The organism is Tengunoibacter tsumagoiensis (assembly GCF_003967535.1).
In the GTDB taxonomy this organism is placed as follows: domain Bacteria; phylum Chloroflexota; class Ktedonobacteria; order Ktedonobacterales; family Ktedonobacteraceae; genus Tengunoibacter; species Tengunoibacter tsumagoiensis.
In genome coordinates this window covers 1,419,048-1,439,268 of sequence record NZ_BIFR01000002.1, presented here as the reverse complement: position 1 = coordinate 1,439,268, position 20,221 = coordinate 1,419,048, and the positions used below count along the sequence as shown (strand labels likewise).

General features: G+C 50.6%; 16 protein-coding genes. 7 read left to right on the top strand and 9 right to left on the bottom strand.

Going from position 1 to position 20,221, the window contains the following annotated elements:
- Window positions 1-52: 52 nt before the first annotated feature.
- From EL628_RS26255 to EL628_RS26220, 8 genes are all read right to left on the bottom strand, one after another.
- Window positions 53-1,147 (bottom strand): Gfo/Idh/MocA family protein, encoded by a 1,095-nt coding sequence (locus tag EL628_RS26255; protein WP_126582946.1) that lies wholly within the window; start codon window positions 1,145-1,147, stop codon window positions 53-55.
- Between the two features lie 24 nt (window positions 1,148-1,171).
- Window positions 1,172-2,074 (bottom strand): sugar phosphate isomerase/epimerase family protein, encoded by a 903-nt coding sequence (locus EL628_RS26250; RefSeq protein ID WP_126582945.1) that lies wholly within the window; start codon window positions 2,072-2,074, stop codon window positions 1,172-1,174.
- Between the two features lie 90 nt (window positions 2,075-2,164).
- Window positions 2,165-5,149, bottom strand: a complete 2,985-nt coding sequence (locus EL628_RS26245; RefSeq protein ID WP_126582944.1) for a right-handed parallel beta-helix repeat-containing protein — start codon at window positions 5,147-5,149, stop codon at window positions 2,165-2,167.
- Window positions 5,150-5,724: 575 nt separating this feature from the next.
- A complete protein-coding gene (locus EL628_RS26240) occupies window positions 5,725-6,708 on the bottom strand; it encodes an aldo/keto reductase (RefSeq protein WP_161975780.1) in 984 nt (327 codons plus the stop codon).
- Window positions 6,702-8,654, bottom strand: a complete 1,953-nt coding sequence (locus EL628_RS26235) for a DUF8034 domain-containing protein (protein WP_218028999.1) — start codon at window positions 8,652-8,654, stop codon at window positions 6,702-6,704. Before EL628_RS26235 ends, EL628_RS26240 begins: the two co-directional genes overlap by 7 nt.
- A gap of 96 nt (window positions 8,655-8,750) precedes the next feature.
- On the bottom strand, window positions 8,751-10,361 hold the full coding sequence (locus EL628_RS26230; RefSeq protein WP_126582942.1) for an extracellular solute-binding protein: 1,611 nt from the start codon (window positions 10,359-10,361) through the stop codon (window positions 8,751-8,753).
- A 53-nt stretch (window positions 10,362-10,414) separates the two neighbouring features.
- Window positions 10,415-11,305: a carbohydrate ABC transporter permease gene (locus EL628_RS26225; protein ID WP_371859708.1), complete on the bottom strand. Its 891-nt coding sequence runs from the start codon at window positions 11,303-11,305 to the stop codon at window positions 10,415-10,417.
- Between the two features lie 65 nt (window positions 11,306-11,370).
- Window positions 11,371-12,354 carry an ABC transporter permease gene (locus EL628_RS26220; RefSeq protein WP_126582940.1) on the bottom strand — a complete coding sequence of 328 codons (984 nt, stop codon included), beginning with the start codon at window positions 12,352-12,354 and terminating at the stop codon, window positions 11,371-11,373.
- 344 nt (window positions 12,355-12,698) lie between these two features.
- Here EL628_RS26220 and EL628_RS26215 point away from each other — a divergent pair, with 344 nt between their 5' ends.
- The 4 genes from EL628_RS26215 to EL628_RS26205 all read left to right on the top strand — a co-directional run bounded on the left by EL628_RS26215 (window position 12,699) and on the right by EL628_RS26205 (window position 16,425).
- Entirely contained in the window at window positions 12,699-13,505 is an 807-nt protein-coding gene (locus EL628_RS26215; protein ID WP_126582939.1) for a response regulator transcription factor, read from the top strand.
- A 15-nt stretch (window positions 13,506-13,520) separates the two neighbouring features.
- Window positions 13,521-15,251 (top strand): cache domain-containing sensor histidine kinase, encoded by a 1,731-nt coding sequence (locus EL628_RS26210; RefSeq protein WP_126582938.1) that lies wholly within the window; start codon window positions 13,521-13,523, stop codon window positions 15,249-15,251.
- A 119-nt stretch (window positions 15,252-15,370) separates the two neighbouring features.
- Window positions 15,371-15,526, top strand: coding sequence for a DUF7002 family protein (locus EL628_RS29995; RefSeq protein ID WP_161975779.1), 156 nt, complete (start codon window positions 15,371-15,373; stop codon window positions 15,524-15,526).
- A gap of 71 nt (window positions 15,527-15,597) precedes the next feature.
- Complete coding sequence (locus EL628_RS26205; RefSeq protein ID WP_126582937.1) at window positions 15,598-16,425, top strand: hypothetical protein; 828 nt, start codon at window positions 15,598-15,600, stop codon at window positions 16,423-16,425.
- A 336-nt stretch (window positions 16,426-16,761) separates the two neighbouring features.
- Here EL628_RS26205 and EL628_RS26195 read toward each other — a convergent pair whose 3' ends face one another.
- The gene (locus tag EL628_RS26195) at window positions 16,762-17,214 is read right to left on the bottom strand and encodes a DoxX family protein (RefSeq protein ID WP_126582936.1); all 453 of its coding nucleotides are present in this window, start codon (window positions 17,212-17,214) and stop codon (window positions 16,762-16,764) included.
- Between the two features lie 479 nt (window positions 17,215-17,693).
- Between EL628_RS26195 and EL628_RS26190 the strand changes: the two genes are divergently transcribed.
- From EL628_RS26190 to EL628_RS26180, 3 genes are all read left to right on the top strand, one after another.
- Window positions 17,694-18,149, top strand: coding sequence for a DUF7002 family protein (locus tag EL628_RS26190; RefSeq protein WP_126582935.1), 456 nt, complete (start codon window positions 17,694-17,696; stop codon window positions 18,147-18,149).
- A gap of 374 nt (window positions 18,150-18,523) precedes the next feature.
- Entirely contained in the window at window positions 18,524-19,144 is a 621-nt protein-coding gene (locus tag EL628_RS26185; RefSeq protein ID WP_126582934.1) for a DNA alkylation repair protein, read from the top strand.
- Between the two features lie 187 nt (window positions 19,145-19,331).
- Complete coding sequence (locus tag EL628_RS26180; protein WP_126583626.1) at window positions 19,332-19,691, top strand: VOC family protein; 360 nt, start codon at window positions 19,332-19,334, stop codon at window positions 19,689-19,691.
- Window positions 19,692-20,221: the final 530 nt, after the last annotated feature.

Below are 20,221 nucleotides of genomic sequence, written 5' to 3'. Positions count from 1 at the left end.
TAATACCGAAAGGGAGCTATATAACTCGCAGCATTCAAGATATACTGCCTCTTCATAAAGGTGATAGAATCACTTCACGCCCTTCAGCGGCGGAGGCATAACAGGCGTCGATGATACGAGCACGCCGTAAGCCATCGCTTCCGTTATACAGGGACCAGTGCCCATCACGAATGCGTTGAATAAAGGTATGGATGACCGCTTGATGAAACCCTCCCGGCGGGGATTGGGGAGTGATTTCGGCGGGTACATCGGCCACATCTGTGTAAATGCGCAATGCATCGGTTGTCCTGTTATCTTTTGCATAAATTTCCGCGCCGCCCTTCGTACCATACAACACTATCCCGAAATCATTGGCCGCCCGTCCATGCGAGGCCCAGCAAGCTTCCAGTAGCAGGGTCACACCCGTCGAGAGGCGCATAAAAGCTGTTGCTAGATCCTCAACCTCGAAGTCATGGCCTGCCCCCGACTTGCTCTCGTTTGTATCAAAACCTACACCACGTGCACCCAGTTCATGATAGGTAGATGCACTCACGCTCACCACTTCAGGCTCACCCAGCAGGTAGAGACCGATATCGAGCACATGCACCCCCAGGTCGATGAGCGGACCGCCGCCGGCCTTCTCCTTGCTGGAAAACCAGGAACCTACGCCCGGAATACCGCGCCGGCGCAGCCAGTAGAGCTTCGTGTAGTAGATCGTGCCCAGTTCCCCTTTGTCTATATAGCTCTTGAGCACCTGCACATCACCACGCTCGCGGTGATTGAAGACCACCTGCAGGACACGGTTGGCCCTGGTGGCCGCCTGCACCATCTGTTCCGCCTCCAGCCCTGTACGAGCAACTGGTTTCTCACATAGCACATGCAGTCCGCGTTCCAGGGCCGCAATTGCCACGGGCGCGTGCAAATAATTGGGGACTGCGATACTGATTGCATCCAAGTTCTCATGGGCCAGCAGATCATGATATGAGCGATACAGGTGAGAAATCGAATACATGCCGCCAAGTGCGGCCAGTTGCACTTCCTCCAGGCCTGCCAGTGCCACCACCTCAACACCAGGCACCTGCTGAAAACAGCGTATAGCCGTCTCGCCACCATAGCCCAGGCCAATCACGCCCACACGAATCGTTTTACTGCCAATATTGGCGGTCATTGCCAGACCCCCTTCCTCTCTCCTTCAAATAGTGGGGTTAGGCACAAAATCACCGCCGCGGCAGCGTTTGAGATAGTTGAGCGCATGCACCTGGCCGGTCATCTCAAGAGCGTCCCTGTAAATCGGATCGTGCCAACCCTCAATATCGATTGCCCCCACAAACCCGCCCTGGCGCAATTCACTGATGATATCGGTCCAGTTGCTATCCCCAAAGCCCGGCGTGCGGTGAAAGGCATACTCGACAGGACCATGAATACCATATTGTTTGATAACATCCCATTTGATAGTACAGTCTTTCCCATGTACATGAAAAATTTTCTTCACCCATTGTCGCAGTTGCGGAAAGGGATCAACCAGCGTGACCAGTTGATGGCATGGCTCCCACTCCAGGCCAAGATTTTCAGCAGGGAGAGCATCAAACATGCGTTCCCAGGCGGCAGGACTGTGCGCAATATTCCAGTCTCCGCTCTGCCAAGTACCACCCATACTGCAATTCTCAAACGCCAGGCGTACTCCCCGGTCGGCGGCTCGCTTCACCAGTGGCTCAAAGATTGTTTTAAAGCGCGGAATGGAGGCATCAATGGGCCGCCCACGTAGCCGACCGGTAAAACCGCTGACAATGTCTGCTCCAAAGAGATGGGCATTGTCGATCAGGCGCTCCCAGCTGGACAATGTCTCCAGGTCCATCAAGGTTTCCTCCAGTGGATTGCCGTAGATTCCCAGGGCGATAATACTCACCCCGGCACTATCCACAACTTCTCGGATGGAATGCGCCAGGTGCTCAAGATCAATCGTACCGATGGTTTGCCAGAATGAGATAGAGAAACTTTCAAAACCGTAGGGCAGGATTTGCTTGATATAGCCCGCAGGGTCTTTTCCCCAGCCTTCAACAAGCGTTCCTATCTTGATATCTTGTGTGTCACTCATTGCCTTTTCCTTTTCCATACAAGCAGCTGCCTCCCCACAACAGTTGAGGGAGACAGCAACCAGAGAAGTGTATTCCCTTATACAGGTAGATTAATACTCCCAGCGACCGATATCGGGTGCCGAACCATTGTAGGGAAGCCCGACATCTACGCCCTTATCAACCACCAGACTGCTGGCCGATGCTGGCTGATAGTAGGTATTCCAGCGGTTGCCCGTCTTCTTGAAGCCGGGATCACCCAGCAGATTGCCCGAACCCAGGGTCGGACCACCTGTCAGATTCCAGCCTGCCTTCTGAGGGTCCGTGTGATACTTGAGGTTGTTGTTAAAGGTCACATTGGAGCCACCCTGAGCATCTGCGCCCTCCGTGTTGAGGAAGACGTTGTTATTCACTTCCACACCGTTGGCATTATCAAGCTGGACCCCGTTGCCCATGTGGTCAAAGACGTTGTTGTCGATGCGAATATTGGTTGCTGCGTCGGGAATAAAGACCCCGGAGCTGTTGCCAAAACCAAAGCCCGGCGTGCGGTTTACATTGGCAATGATGTTGTTGTGGACGAACATGTTCTTCATCGTGTAACCGCCGCCACGCCAGATGGCGATGCCGTAGCCCTTATCCTGGATGTAGTTGTTATAGATCTCCATCCCACTGACGGACGCTTCAATTGCCTCATTCCCATTCGAACCATCCTGATCAATCATTTTGACGTCGTGGAGTTTGAGGTTATTGGTCGCGTTGCCTACTGGATCATAGGCGGTCAATTGTGAGTGGTTGACGAACGAGAACCAGGTATTGCAATCAATGTTGTAGATTTCGTTGCCGTAACTCAGGTTCCACATTTCAATGGATGCCTTCTCTCCCCACTGTGTATCGGATTCGCTCACGCGAATGTATGTATCATGGATCTTCACATTGCGGTAGTGGCCAACGAAGATGAACTTGAGGCCAAAGCCGCCCTGATTGTCGTTAATGGTGATGTTATAAATGTTAGCTCCATCCAGTCCGGAAATGTTCAGGTTCCCTACCGATTCGCCACCAAGATCCGTACCAGAGTTGATAAAAGTGCAGTCGTGAATCGTCGTGTTATACATCCATTTGCCATCGGGCAGAGGAATATACCACCACATATCGCTGCGCCCGAAGACCGCGCCGCGCATCTGGAGGTTCTTGAACGTCACATGGTGCATGGTCACGTTGTTGCGGTTCTCCACCCAGACGCCCGCCTTGATCTGCTTGTTGTTGCCGTCAACGGTAAAGCCGCTCAAGGTCTGGTTGCCATCAACCGATGGAATCATCTGGTCAGGTGAGCCATACTTGGGATTGCTGCCCGAATAGCCAGGAGAGAAAAGCTGGATCAGGCTGCCTTCATGCCACAACTTCCAGTCTGCGGAACTCTGGTCAACACCAGGGGCTGGGATGGGGCCATTGGATGTGATGGTAGTGCTGCTCTCACCGGCGCCCTTAATATTGACGCCCAGCGGAAGCATGGTGGCTACGGTTTCGTAGTAGGTCCCTGCCGCCAGGTTGATGGTATTGTTGAGCCCCTCAGGCACCTGTGTGGCGGCGTAGGCCAACGTCTTCCAGGGATGTGCTGTACTGCCATCACCAGAGGTGTCGCTGCCAGTCGTCGACACGTAGTAGTCTGTGCCAGGAGCGGGTGCTGTGGCGGTGGTAAAGGAGATACCTGCATTACTGGCAACGGTCGAACCGACTGTGCTTGTTGCCGTCACTTTCCAGTAGTACTTTGTGTTACTGGTCAGAGCCGTGGCCGGTGTGTAACTGGTGCTCGTCAGGTTGCTGACATTGATGGCCGGGCTGCTGTAGTTGCTGCTGGTCGAGACTACCAGCGTATAGCTGCTTGCCCCACTGGAGGCGTTCCAGGTGAAGCCAGGTGTAACACTGACATTGGTTGCACCGTTGACCGGGGCGACCAGGGTGAAGGTTCCGGGAGGCGTGGGGGCGGCAGTGGTGAAAGAGATGCCTGCATTGCTGGCACCGTTTGAACCAACTGCGTTGCTGGCTGTCACCTTCCAGTAGTACTTCGTGCTTGTCGCCAGGGCTGTAGAGGGCGTGTAACTGGTATCGGTCAGGTTATTGACGTTGATGGCCGGGCTGCTATAGTCGCTATTGGGCGAGACCACCAGCGCATACCTGCTTGCATTGGCCGATGCGCTCCACGTAAACGCGGGGGTCACACTGACGTTGGTTGCGTTGCTGGTCGGGGCGGTCTGATTGAAAGTTCCAGGTGGTGGTGGTGGCACGGCGGTGGTGAAGGAGATGCCAGCGTTACTGGCAACGGTCGAGCCTGCTGCATTGCTGGCCGTCACTTTCCAGTAGTACTTTGTGCTGCTGGCCAGAGCCGCCGTGGGCGTGTAGCTGGTACCAGTCAGGTTGCTGACATTGATGGTGGGACTACTATAGTCGCTATTGGGCGAGACCACCAGTGCATAGCCACTTGCCCCATTAGAAGTTGCCCAGCTAAACGCGGGTGTAGTGCTCACACCAGTCGCTCCGTCGGACGGCGTATTCTGACTGAAGGAACCGGGAGGGACAGGGGTCAGGCCGTCATCAATAGAGAGATCCATGTAATCGATGTTGGCCGATGCAGAGACGTTGGCGGTACTTTTGATAATGATGTTCTGATACCCTGCCGGGATTGTAAAAGTTACGGTAAGCGTAGCCCAGTCGCTCCAGGAACTAGTGGTAGGGAAAACAAGGTCCTGGCTCTTGTCACTCCCGACGTATAACGCGAGATTGGTGACAGATGCGCCCGTCGCGTTGGCATACCGGATATTCATGAGTGCTGTGCGTGTCTGGTCCATGCCTTTATCAAAACTGATCTTCGACCATTCGCTTGTCAGCCCGGTGACATACCCGGAACCTGAATAGCCACTAGAAGTTGACGCAACAGTAGCATTGGCAAGATTGGCTGTCTCAGCCTCATACCTGGTTGGGGGTCCATAAGCTGCATAGGCGCTTTTCGTGCCTATGAAAGCTTGAAGCACAAGGCAGAACATTATGCTGATCAGAAACGCCACGAAAAATCGTTTTTTCGCTTGTATGCTGGTACTAATCACCTCAAATACTCCTTTTCATCTTCGATAGGATGCGTGTACAACGTGAGGTATGCTGTACTGGTCAGCAGGATGAGAATGCGCAATATCCCTTACACGGGATGATGAAATGGGATCAATCCTGGAATACATTTGGGTTGTCTGGTGCCTGGCCTCCTTCCGCTGCTGGTACTGGCAGAACTCCCATGGCCCAATCATTTTCCTTGCCAGCAGGTCACTCTGTCAGGAGAGTAAATGATTTTTTTGTTTTCTGCTAGTGCTCAAATCAACGATTTCTCAAACATTTCAACCCTCTCTCATCAATAAAATCAATGATTTCTCAAACATTTCAACGATCTGAGCCTGTCTCCTTGCTTTCTCGCTTTCAAAGATCCGCGCTTGACAACTTCTCGCTCTGCTGCTGTCGCCAGGCTTCGTACTCGCGCTGGGCTTCTTCGTTGGTGGATAAGAAGTGTTTAACGTCTCAGCCCACTGGATACGCAGGGAACTGAAGGCTTTCCAGTCTTCGCACCTACGCGTCTGTTGCGCGGTCTGGGATATGATCAGCCGAAGGATCACAACGGCATCATCGTCGGCAATCAGGACATCGCTTTGCGCCCTCCAGGCAGGGGCGCTTCCTGCGCTATCAATCCCTCGGATCGTAAACACTCCCATAACTCCGTTGGGATAGGGTCACACAGAGCATCTAGGCACATCCTCACCTGGACATCGGACTGGAAACCAACCACTAACGCTTTTACTGCAGGATGCGCAAATGGATATTGCGTGGCCGCGCTTTGCAGCAATACACCGTTTGCATGACACATTTCTTCTATCGCACGTACATGTGCTCTAATGGCGGGAGATGCTGGAGCATGATTATAGCTTGCCCCCTGGCTACTCGAGCCTGTTGCCAGGATACCGCTGTTATATATACTTGCTGCGAAAATAGCTATTCCACGTGAAGAGCAGAGGTCAAGCAACGGCAGGGCACTTTGTTCCAGCAGGGTCCAACGCCCGGCGATCAGAAAACAATCAAAATCAGCATGTTTCGCAAATTCCAGCGGCACCTGCCACTGGTTCATTCCCGCGCCGATGGCTTTGATCACACCCTGCGCGCGTAGATCCGCAAGGGCAGGAAAGGTTTCATCCAACACCTGTTGCTGGTATTCGTCAGGATCATGCACATAGAGCAGGTCCACGCTGTCAACCCTGAGACGCTTCAGGCTCTTCTCCAAGCTGCGCAGTACGCCCTCACGGCTGTAATCCCGGTGCACAGTGTTCCCTTCAGCAATCCATCCTACTTTGGTGGCAATCTGGACCTGGTGTCGAGGCACCTGCTGTAGAAACTGTCCCATGCGCATCTCGGCCATACCTGCTCCATAGCTGGGAGCAGTATCAAACCAGGTGAATCCCTGTTCGAAGGCGTAGGAGAGCGCGCGACTGGCCTGCTCCTCTGGAATAACGTTCCCAGGTCCCCACGAGGGCGCACTAGCCAGAGGTGCGGTTCCGAATGCCAGCCGAGGAAGCCTCAAGCCACGTTGTCCAACCTCCACCATCTGTTGCAAATGATTGTTCAGCATAAACGCTCCCATGGTTGTCGATATGATGGAATGTTCACAAAACGAGCTATTCCCAGGGTGAGAGTAATCTCGCTGGCTGGAGGCAAGACGACGCGTAGCAGTTGATCTGCCATACTCAGCGTTCGATTCTCGGTCTTCAGTTCGGGCGCGGCATATCCTGCCGGGCCGTGGGGACCAGGATATTGGCTCAACCGCTCCGCATACTGAACATTGCGAAACTCATGTTCACCGAATGCGCCCGCTTGTAGCAGCAGGTCTCGCTCGTCAAAGACGCTCAGATTGAGCAGGCGCACGACGATATGGTCCTCCTCGATCTTTTCTACCAGTGCGGCCACGTCTGGTGGCAGGCCAGGCCTCCTGCGCTGTACATCAAAGTACCTGATCTGGCACATGAGCAGCCCACCGTTGTAGATAATCTGAGGCGCGCCCAGAGTCAACTGCACCAGCGCCTCTGTGAGCACAGGGTTCAGTTCCTGCCAGTGGTGGATGCTGACCTGGCGCAGGTCGCTGTCGTCGCAGCGTATCATCTCCATACGCCGCGCCACCTGCCCGTAACTCTCGCTCAAGATCTGCTCGGGATACGCAGGATTCTTGCCCTTCAAGAAACAGAGCCAGGGCAGTTCATGTCCCGCATCCTCTTTGTTGCGAAACGGCACGACCTCGCACCAGTCCACCAGGCTGGCTCGCCGCGCCTGCTCTACACGGGCCCAGTCCTCACTATCCTGAGTCATGTTCCAGAGGGATACGGGATAGACAGATGACGGAGAGAGATATTCAAACCAGCCGTTATCGTTGTAGCGGTAGGGAACAAGAAAGATTGTTCGCTCAGGACCATACTGCTGTTGCATCTCGATCCAGAAGCGCCCCACACTGGAGGCCAGTTCGCCAATAGTGTAGGTCTGACCAAGTTTATGTATGCAATCGATCTGTGCTCGTGGGAGATCGAGATACTTTTTCTCTCCGGTGACCAGAAACGCGCTTGTAGCGCCGACGATAGCTGCCATACAGATGTTATAGTAGCCGTGAGGCCAACTCCACCCGTAGAGTCCGCCATACCATTTGCCGTCGATATATTCGCCAACTCGTCCTGAGAGACCAACGTTATCGGGGAGTAACCCGCCATTTTGCCGAGCTCGTTCCTGCCAGGCAGCAACATATTCCACAATCCAGCGGCGGTACTTCTCCTCGCCAGTCAGCAGATAGGCGTTTGCCACCAGGCTAGTCACAATCAGGTTCGTGGCGACATCTCCCTTGCCCATACGCTCCTGCATCACCTCACCCATACGTGCTGCTAGCACAGAGTCGCGCAAATCCTCATAACTACCAACTCCCTCCACATCCAGGTAAGGCAGGCCGTATGGCTCCATATCAGCCGTCCAAGAATATGCTACCTTGTCATAGAAATAGCCCCAACGTGGTCCTGTGCTCCCAGTATGAGGTGCCCTGATCAACCTGCGCATGGGATCATAGTTCTGTGCATCGGGATCTTCGTTCACATAAAAGCCTGCAAAGCGTTTTGCACGCTCAATGAGACGAGAATTCGTGGGATCGGCCATGCAGAGAAAATAAAAATAGATGGAGCTCTCGCCCTGGTGAAACTGGTCGTAGCCTCGCTCGTACTCTTTGTGGACAAGCCCCAACCGACTCAACTGCTGCGTGACTGCATCCCATTGACGCTCGGCCAGTTCTATCAGATGGTCAGCACCTCCCAGCAGATACAGCAACGCCCAGTTATAAAAACTTTCATAAAAATCATCGGCTCCATCACGCGTTTCATACGGTTGATCGTCCCTCCAGATAAGCATGCCATCACTGCGGGTATATCTGGCGAGATAGGGATACACAGACTGTTCCATCACTTCAATGAGTTTCCGCTCCAATAGTGCCCAGGGCGGTGGCTGAAGCAGAGGAATAGAAGCTTTTACCGTTGTGATTGGTCCTGTCATACTCCGCACCTTAAACTCTTCAAAAAATTGAGGAAAAGGAAGAAGATATATATTCAGACATATCAATCTTCTTCCTTTTCCAACAAAAGTGGGAAACTATCCTTTGAGGGATTTCAGGCTGTTCTGCCAGGCCTGTGTCTCAAAGTTCAGCACCTTATCGAGCCCGGCGTTTTGCAGATCCTGCTTCTCTTTCTCCAGGATCGAGGCGACATCGCTATCGCTTTTAGCAAAGACCATCTTGGCCATTGCGAGCTTATCGATATCTTTGATGCGCTGAATAAGCACGGTGATATCCCCATTGGGATCGTTCTGCGTATATCCGAACTGGGTGTCATCCGTCGTTGCCTTATAGACAATAGTTGCCTGTGCATTGGTAGCCCAGCTCCGCTGATCGGCGGGCAATTGGTTATCTGTCACAATCTTACAATGATCGACAAAGGTTGTGTTACCTACCGTGTTGTAAAGGCCAAGACCATAGGTATCCAGCTTGCTCTTATCGGCCTGGGCATATTTGCTGTTCAACATGGGAACGCCATCGCTATCGGTTTTATCCCAGAACAGTCCTTGAGGGCCAAAGGTGAAGACACGCTGCCCCTCGGGTCCGGTCGCCCAATCCAGGTAGGCAAAGATCGCTTCGGGATCTTTTGCCTGTTTGGTAATCACGTTGACGTTCCAGCCCACGCGCGAGAAGGTTCCCGGCTTGATGTTGTCCTTGTTTAAGCCAGCTTTGTAGAATGGCCAGACCACTTTGTACGCGGGATTATCAACGGTGCCTTTCAGGTTGCTATTAGCCGCCTGTAGCACATCGCCACCATCCCAACCAATATAGACCGCGATCTTGCCTGTATTGGCCTTCTCCTTTACCTGGTCCTGCGTCTGCGTGAACAGGTCCTGCGAGATCAGTTTCTCGCGGAAGAGGCGGCTGGTGTACTGCATGCTCTCCAGATAGGCAGGATCATCGTACATCGAGACAAGCTTGTTGTTCTGGGGATAGCCAAACATGTACATATTCTGTAGCGAGCGATTTTCGGTGAATGTCGGATACAGATAGACATAGCCGCCAGCCGACATCTCCAGGGGCGTGACGCCGGGATAACGTGCCTTGACCTGCTGCAAATAGCTCTCCAGATCACTATAGGTTTCCAGCCTGGGCGAACCCAGTTCTTTGTAGATCTTCGTATTGATCGCCGTCCAGTACTGGCCGTTGGTCCCACCCTTCTGAATATACCAGTTCGGAATCTGGTAAATATGGCCATCTTTGGCGCGCAATAGGTTCAGCGTCTCTGTGCCGATGTACTTCTTGATATTAGGATATTTATCCAGGTACTGATCGAGGGGAACTAGCTTGTTGGCCTGCACCAGGCGATCAACATCTGGACCGCGATCCAGCATCATCGCATCCGGCAGGTCATCGGCTGCGATCATTTGACTTAACCTTTGTTTCGCTGCCCCATTGGAGTTGATAAAGTCTATCGTAACTTTTTTGTTCTGTTGTATCCACTTCGATACATCATCTTGACCCCATTTCTTCGAGTAGCTAAGCCAATCGTAGTTGGCATAAAAGCTAAACGAAAATGGTTGATTAGTGCCAGCTTTGGTTGACGAGGTCGTGTTGTTGCTGGGTCCGCACGCGCTGCTGAAGAGCGTGAGGAGGACCAGCAAGAAACCAAAACTGGTCATGCGACGGTTAAAACAGGCGTGTTTCAAGTGTTTCCTCCTTGATCGTGAACGTGATGGTGGTGCAACATACTGGGATAAAATTATTCTTTCAAAGAGCCAACCAGGACGCCCTTCACAAAGTACTTCTGAATGAAGGGATAGGCAAGCACAATGGGAAGAACGGCGATCATCATGGTGGCCATCATCAGTGAACGTTGGGTCACGCCCGCCATATGCACATTGCCGGCAGCACCTCCTATCTGCCTCATTTGATCCGGCGGGATGGCCGAATTGATGATGTTAATCAATAAATTCTGCATTGGGAGCAGGTTGTCTCTGGTGATATAAATACTAGCGTCAAACCACGAGTTCCAGTAAGTAACGGCGGTGAAGAGCCCCAGAGTGGCAAACACAGGACTTGAGAGAGGGAAAACGATGCGTAGAAACATCGTGATGTGATTGCATCCATCAACCCGCGCCGATTCCTCCAGGCTTGTTGGCAAGTTTTGGAAAAAGGTGCGAAAGATGATCATGTTCCAGATGTTGACGGCACTCGGAAGGACCAGAACCCAGAACGTATTGATCATACCCAGATTACGAATCAGCAGATACGTCGGGATCAATCCCCCTCCGAAATAGAGCGTGATGATACAGAGCGTCATATACAATTTACGCCCGATTAGATACTTCTTGGACAGCGCATAGCCCATCATGCCCGTTACAACCATCGAAATGAGCGTTCCCACTGCCGTTCGTGCAATGGAGATACCCAGCGAGTTGAGCAGGCGGCTATCAGCAAACACCAGGCGATAGTTGTCCAGTGTAAAGACACGCGGCCAGACCGTGATGCCACCGTTAGCGGCATCAAAACCGTCGTTGAACGAGATCACCAACGCATTCCAGAACGGGTAGAGCGTCGTGAAGGCGACAAAGATCAGAGTAGCATAGACAAACAGGCTGATGACGATATCGTCAAATCTTCGTTTTTTCAGCTTTGGGGCTTTTTTTTCTGGTCTTTGGCCCTTTTTCGTTATAATGTCCTGCTGCCATTTTTGTGCTACCATAAACTTGTCTCCCCCAGGCGACGCGCTAGAAAGTTAGCGACCACCAACATGATGACGTTGACAATCGATTTAAACAATCCCACAGCCACGCCATAGGAGTAGCGGAAATCAGTCAAACCAACGCGATACACATATGTATCGATGACATCGGATACCTCACGCAGGATCGCGTTATCTCCCCGATTGGTCAACAAGAGAATATCTTCAAAACCCGCGTTGAGGATCTGCCCCACAGACAAGATCAGAAAAATAGTGATCACTGGGACAATACAGGGCAAAGTCACATGCCATAAGCGCCGCAACCGCCCTGCACCATCGATGTCCGCCGCTTCGTACAGATTGGGGTCTACACCAGCAATTGCAGCCAGATAGATGATAGAACTGAAGCCAATCTCTTTCCAGATGCCGGTAGTAATGAGGATAGTCCAGAAGCACTCCGGTATCGAGAGCCAATTTACTGGTTCATGAATGATGCGCAACTGCAGCAATGCCATATTCACTGATCCATTGTCCACAGACAGAGCGGAAATAACCAGGCCCGCCACAATTACCCATGACATAAAATGTGGTAGGTAACTGATGGTCTGTACAATCCGTTTGAAAACTGGCAGACGTACCTCATTGAGTATTAATGCAAGTATAATAGGAGCAGGAAAAGCAAAGACTAGCCGCAATATGCTGATCACTATCGTATTTTTTAAGACCGGTAAAAAGAGAGGATCGGTCAGCAATATCTGGAAGTGCTTCAAGCCGACCCAGGGACTGGCAAAAAAACCGCTCGAGAGATCATAGTCTTGAAAGGCTGTCAGCACTCCCCACATCGGCAGATAGCTAAATATGAGCAATAGAATGATGCCTGGCAGGACCATAACCTGTAAATCCCATTGACGGCCCAGGCGTCGCCAGAAGGTTTCTTTGCGAGCCGAGGGCTTTGGCAACGAGACAATTTCAACTGATGGCAGCGACTGTAATTTCATATCTTCTCCATCCCATCGCTGAGAATATACTTTCTAGCAATAGATGGTAGAATATTTTTGAGCGTTGCACCACTGTTCAAATCAACGATTCTTCAAACTTTTCAACGATCTCTTCAACGTCCTACGATATCCCTTTCTCTAACACTTATCTCTGATAATCCGGATACACAAACGCCATTGAAAAGTGCGAAAAATCGTTGATCGGTTATCTTGCTATAGAACTGACCATGCTTTACTATTGAGCATTGGAGAGAACAATTTCCATTGCCTGCATCTTATATGCTCAAATGATATGCTACAATACATGCAACCAGATTCTTGTTGATACAAGGGAGTATTGACTCGTGTTTAAAGTCTTGCTTGTCGACGATGAAGATCTAGATCTGCACGGGATGGAGCAATTTGTACCGTGGAGCTGCTATCGTATGGAAGTACTGGCTGCTGTAAAATCTGGCTACGAGGCACTCCAGGTCATTAAGCAGCACCACATAGATCTTCTGGTAACCGATATTCGCATGCCTGGGATGAGTGGGCTGGAACTGGCTCGCCAGATCAGAACGCTTCAACCTTCCCTCAAGATTATTTTTGTAAGCGGATACCAAGATTTTCAATATGCACGGCAGGCCATAACCCTGCATGCCAATGGTTATGTTCTCAAACCCATTGATGACGATGAGCTTTTTCAAGAGATCAGCAACGTTTCAATCCAGTTGCAAGAGGAACTGAAGCGCACCCGTCTGCAATCCCCTCGCCCCTCACATCCCACAGCCACAGAGCAGAGATCTCAGACACCATCTCGTACCTCTTTGTTGGATCAACCTGGGCTGAAACGTAATCAGAAACTAATCAAGGAGATTGATCAGTACATTCAAACACATCTTGGGGAAAACATTCTTCTTCACGAAGTGGCTTTCCACTTCGGCTTCTCACCCAACTACTTCGGGCGCCTCTTTAAAGAAGAGATAGGCGCGTCCTTCACCGATTATGTCATACGTAAAAAATTAGAGGAGGCCGCGCACTTGCTCTGCAATTCACGGCTCAAATTGTACGAGATTGCTCAACGACTGGGCTATAGTAGCCTGACCTATTTTGGGCGCCAGTTTAAAGAAGCATATGGACAAACTCCTGGTGATTTTCGCCGCCAGTGCTGAAAGTGATGGAACACAATGAATATGAAGTTGGGCTACCAGCTCTTGCTATCCTATATCGTGCTGGCCATCATTCCCACATATAGTATCGGCTACTACTCTTATACGACTTCGGTCAATGCACTGCAAAACGAGACCACGCTCCGCCTCCAGGGAACGTTACAACAAATACAAAACAATATTGCTTATAAACAGAACGAAATGGAACGCACAGTCGAGCAACTCTATTATGACCAGGGGTTTCAGGCTGCCATCTATAACTATACGAACGGCTGGGAGGGCTACCTTACTATTACACAGAACGTCCTTCCTCGACTCTCATCTGCCCTGGCGCTGGCTTCGTATGACGTCAACCTTGTCACCTATATCAACGACCCCAGTTTTCCCGAGGTGCGCTACCCGGTCTCCGGAAATCCTCTCAGTAGAGGAAAACGAGCAGAAATTTCGCTGATTGATCGCTTTTCAGACGAACAATGGCTCAATACAGTGTCAGAAGAGACCCTGATACGCGGTGTCTGGATGCAAACGCCCGTTGATAAGAAGTACGGCAATATCAGCTACTTCAGAGAATTGTTGTATTTTCAGACTGGCACCAGGCTTGGCGTACTACAGGTAACGGCCAGCGTTCAGGATGTGTTTGCCGCCATCGAAGATGCTCATGTCGGAGAGGGAAGCGAGATCGTGGTTTCCGATATCAGCAATAAAGTCCAATTGCTGGCTGGCACACAGATATCGATAGCCGATTGGAAACTACGCGGATCGGACACTCTCACAGTCACCGCAACTGTCCCAAACCTGAAGTGGCATGTAAATACTTATGTGCCCCTCTCCACAATACGGGGTGAATCGGATAATATACGCAACATTACGTTTCTTATCTGCGCTCTCGTGTTCTTTTGCCTCCTCCTCTTGGGTTGGGGTATTTCTCAGCATATCTCCAGGCGCATCAACCGCATTATCGTGGCCTTTAGAGCCTTGCAGATTGGCGACTTCCGCAGGCGCATCCCTGATAAACAGGGAGACGAATTGTGCGAAATTGAAAATGCATTTAATGAGATGGCCAATAATCTTGGTACTCTAGTACAGGAAGTCTATATTAACAAAATCAAGCAAAAAGAGGCGCAGCTCAATATGCTCCAAGCGCAAATCAATCCACATTTTCTCTACAATACACTCTCAGCCATCAGTCGCCTTGCCAAAATGGGCGAGAGCGATAAACTGCAAAAAATGTTGCTCAGCCTAGCTCGCTTCTATCGGCTCAGCCTCAATAACGGACGTACCATTGTGACAGTTGAAGAAGAACTACAACAGGTACAAACATACCTGGATATCCAGAAGATCAAACATAGCAATGACATCGAGGTCCGCTTCGATGTTGACCCGCAGGCTCTCCCTTATATCACGCTGAAGCTCACGCTGCAACCCTTTGTAGAGAATGCCATAACCCATGCCCGCTTCATACATACGATCCATATTCGTATCGTGGTTGAGAAACAGGGGACAAACATTGTATTCCAGGTTATTGATGATGGTATTGGTATGGATGATGATATGCTGACACGTCTCAAAACAGAGGCCGGACACTACGGGATACAAAATGTTGACCAGCGTATTCAACTACAGTTTGGCGATGCCTATGGCGTTTCAATTTATAGTGCCTTCGGCATTGGCACAACCGTGCAACTCGTCATCCCGGCTCAACTCCAGGAAGAGAAACATCCCGAACCAACCATTTCTTTTCAACGATGATATCGCAAACTGTGCTACTTCGCCCTCAAGCTCTTGCCCTTGATACACTGACAGGGTGAGGCAGAAGAAATCGGGCAGCTGCCAGATATTCTCGCCATTCACACTCCTGGACGGAAGGAATGATTCAGCTTACCACTCTCTATCATCTGGCTAAAGCCGCCAATTGGCCTGCGATCCAGTGGGACGGCCTGCATAGTGCGAGCACCCTTCTCGATCTCGCAGGCCTCACTGGAGAGGATCGGGAACGATTAGAGAAGCACGGCCTCCGAGCATGAACCGTACGAAAAAGCACGCTAAGGACTGGCCTTCTTCTCTTAACCAGCTATTGAGCGTAAGAGATAACAGTTTGTGGAGGTCTTACACAACGTATCGCGTCCCATTCTGTCTATGTAAAAACGGTCGTTATCATTATCCAAGCTCAAAAAATCCTGTTGCACAAAATTGCCAGGATCTTAGTCCTCCCTCCACCTGGCTCCAATTTCGCCGCTGTCTCGACAAGCTGGAGCCGTTCTGCCGCATTGCTAGCCACACTAGCGAAGAAGTGCGCGACATTCTGGGGTCTCTGGAACAGATCTATGGAGTACTGTTTCCGCTGTTGAACTTACGGCAGTGGCCTGGTTCTATCTACACCTGGCTCACGCACCCGATCCTCGACCCAACCAACTCTGGCCGGGTGACGATGGATTACCTGATCAAGCTCGTCACCACGGCACTGGAGTGGAGCTATCAAGCTGGGGAGCCCGATGTACAACCAAAGATGTTGGAGCAAGCTGCAGAGCTACTGGTACTCCGTCGAGATACGCTAGCGATCATTGATGGCGCAGGGCCATGTCTCAACGTTCCTTCATCGAAGCCTCCTGAACAGGCAAGCGGGACCCAAGCAGAACAGACCTCACCCTTCCCTGAAGAGCAGCCTAATCCACCTGCTGAACGAGAACATATAGATCGGACTCACGCGAGACGAGAGGTAATGGCGCAGGCCACCCAACCTGCCAAATGCACCTTTTCCGGAGGAGTGCCCATTGATCTCGTGCGCTTCGTGGAGAGCTGTGTGGCACTCGTGGAATGTCCTGATTGTGCCTGTATGCGCACGCATTCTCCGCATGGTGGAGTCCTGCGGTTCAAGTCCCACGACAGACACAAAACAACGACACCCAACACCGGACAGCGATGAGCCAACAAGGGGAAGGGAGACTGGGATGTTGTTGGCGCTTTAAAGGAGAAGGAAGAGGTAGGGTCACTGTCACCAGCCACAAGGAAGGGACAGTGACCACCAAGAGACGCGCAAAACGCCGACTTTTCTGGAAAGTGAGTGGTACTTCTTTCTCCTGGACTTACTCGGAGACGAGTGGAACCTCCTGAAGCGGCCTGAGCTCAAGAATGTCTGCTGTCAAGACCTCTGGCAGGTCGAAGATGAACTCAGTCATGCCAAAGAGCGTCTTCGCCATCGTAAGTCGCTTCTTTTACAGTGTTTTGCTCATGCTGGTTAGCTACTTATGCTGATATCACACTACCCCTTGCCATGCCTGAGCACATCCAACCCCCACACCCGCCGCCCATACACTATTACCGCACACAAAATCGCCAATATCAACGGTGACACCACTGAGCCCCACCCAAAAACCACTACTGTATACACCACCGCACCAATCATGATCATCAATAACCCACTCGCCGCCAGCGGCGTCAACCACCGCCATCTTCGCACAATTCCCGGCAAAATCAGCCCTAGTGCCCCCAAAACTTCGAAAACCGCAATAAAACGCATAAACACGTTTAACATTCCAGGATAAAATTGCGTCAACTGCTCATTGGTTCCAAGCAGCTTGAGGCTCCCCGCCATCAAAAACATAGCCGTCGCCGCCACCTGCATCACCCACAATACCACCGTTATCACCACAACTCTCCGATCCCGCTTCCTCGCGTCCTCCGCTACCATTTGAATATCCAAGTTATTACTCATAGCACTTCTCTTTCTCTCGTACCTATCTTCCCCAGAATATACGCTTCATATGACCATTACTGTAACTGGTTATCATACGACAAATTTCTCTCATCTTGCCCTCTTTTCCACCTCCACAGGAAGGTTTGGAGTTTCCCCATTGATGTCTCCGTCCGTTGTCTCTTGGATGAGGAGACCCGCATCCGGCTAGATGGAGATAGTATGACTCATTCAAAGAGCTTTGTCTTGTAGAAAAACGAAACTGCTCGATTCGGCTTTGCTGTGCCCCTTTTCAGTGCGGTGACACCAGTGATCAAGCAGAGCAGAATCTGGCCTGGCAACTGTTTACCCTACCTGATCAAGAGGGGGGACTAAGATCCTGGTAAAAATGTGCAGTAAGGATTTTTGAGATTGGATGGCAATAACATTCTTTATCGCCATCCAATCTCTTAGCGTGCTTTTTATTACCTTTAGTGCTAAAGTAACATAAACAGCGATTGATGCATACCGAACTACCAAACGGGGTTCAGTTGCGGGATCAGCGCCCTCTGCCATCAGCAGCCTTATCAACCTGTTTGATTGGCATTGCCCCATCTGAATGGTACGCCCTTATTAATGCTCGCGTCTTCTTCTGGCTTGATCCAGAGCGACTCAATCGACAGCGCTCCGCCTGCAATCCCCGCCCTCAAGTGGTCTTGACCGTAGATGCGAACAAACTCATAGCGGCCTCTGCTGAGAAGATGACTGTTACCCCGATCAATACCGGGAATGCTCGCCGTCGTCCGGCCAGACGGGGAGCGGCAACCTTCGTTCCCTATGCAGCATGGGTCACCTCTGCCTGGACCAGTGAGGGTGCCAGTTTAGGTCCACCGGTACGACCATCATCGCATCCTCCTGTGGAACTGACCATTGCTGGATCGATCCCGGATATTATGCAATTCGTTGTCGACGTGTAGCAGTTGGCCCCTGGTCAACTGTTTACGCCAGCTGTTTGAAACAGAGCACCTCTTCGCGCCATGCTTGCTGATAGTATGAAGAGTACTATGAAAAAGGTGAACGGAGAGTAGAACTGGCAAAGGACAAATGATACTTCCTGATTTTGGAGGAGCTTTTCCAAGAAGAAAATGAGTTCCAAACATACGTGTTTAATCCCTCCCTTCACGAAGCCTCTCCCCCACCTACCAATTGGTTGAGGTTTTCAGAGGTGAGAGCTATGTTACCCATCTTTCCTGATGGGCTTGTTGAGCACTTTTTCAACAGGCTGCGGACAATTTCGAGACACATTTAGGACCTTCTTACTGCTGAGATTTTGTGTTATAATGATGTATCTATGTATACACTTGACCAACAGTCCATTGAAGCCCAGGTTGCCAACGTACAGCATGGCTTCAAAGAGATGCAGCAATCCGCTCAGGGGATCATTGCTCAATATGATCCGCAGGACAGTTTCTCCTTTGCGAAAGAACTCTTTGCCTCAGAGAAACATCAAGTACGAATGGTGGGTGTATTCGTCATGGGATATGTTGCCCACCAGAGCAACGACGTACTGACATTCTTGCGACACACGGTCAGCATTGATAGTTCTTGGCAAGTGCAGGAAATCTTAGCTCAGGCGTTCAACCAGTACTGTCACGACATTGGCTACGAACAGGCACTGTCAGACATTAAGGATTGGCTCACAGATAGTAATCCGAATGTCAAACGAGCAGTCACCGAAGGGTTGCGTATCTGGAATCGACGAGATTATTTCAAGCAATACCCCGCAGTGGCTATTTCATTGCTGAGTGAATGGAAGGATCACGAGAGCGAGTACCTGCGCAAGTCCGTTGGAAACGCCCTTCGAGATATCTCTCGTACCGAAAAAGCCTTAGTGCAGCAGGAAGTAACTACCTGGAACGTAAATGACCCAAAGATCAGCTTTACGTATAAGTTGGCGTGTAAGTTTTTGTAGGGCATGGTTCAGAGTAAGCTTAGATCAATGTGACCATTTTGAACAATCCAAACCGTGAAAATAAATCTGAGATGGCTTGCTGAGGGGCTTCAGGATTTATTTTGAGTTGGCTCAATTGTTCAAAGTTGTCACATTCGTTTGAACCTTGCCTAAAGAAAGAACATGTAACAACCTTATGGAACACACGATCAAAAACTATGACAACTTTTTCGTCCCAACAAATAACCCCGAAGAAGCAAAGAGGTTTTACCATGAAGTGCTTGGCCTCCCAGTTAAATTTGACTTTGAGAAGGCTGGGTTAACGGCCTTCAAAGTTGGAGATCAGGAAGCTGCCATTATTCTTCAAGACATTACCAAACATCCTGATACGAAACCAGCAATTCTCTTTGTCGTTGACGATGTGAACGCAACTTACCAGGAACTGAAAGCAAAAGGGGTCAGATTTCTATCTGAGCCGTATGAAATCTATACTGGTCTGGCTATCCAGTTTGAAGACCCTTTTGGGAACCGGCTTGGATTGACTGATTATTCTAAGTCTAAACAGTGAGTTTTGGTGAGTAAAGACGTGTTTCTTGAAGAGACAGGCACCTGAGTTGTGTGTGGAAATTGGGGGGGCCTTTCAGAGAGCTATTAACACAATCAGACATTTTACCAAACGAACGATTGTGATACATCTGATCATTGGGCTCTGACTCAATCTCCTCATCGACAATCAATAATTCGATCCGATGGGAGAATCGGCGTGTCACCAGCCATCGCAGATCGAGGCTGCTATTGCGCGATATCGCACGGGAGCACCTGGAGCCGCTTTCGGAACGTTGAGCACGATGTGCTGCTCCTTGGAGGCAGACTCAGGAGACGTAGAAGAGTCTGCCTCCATTTCCTCTTCTTACTCATGATATCTTGCGACAAAACAGCGATTGGATGTTTGGGAAGGTTTCTTTGCAGAAAACCACAGCAACCTTCATTCCACCCCGCCCTCGCCAGATAGCATATTCCTTGCTTGCTTCTAGGGTTTCTGCTATACTCAACCATGTATTGGGAATCACGTTTGTTATCTACATCTACAAGGAATTC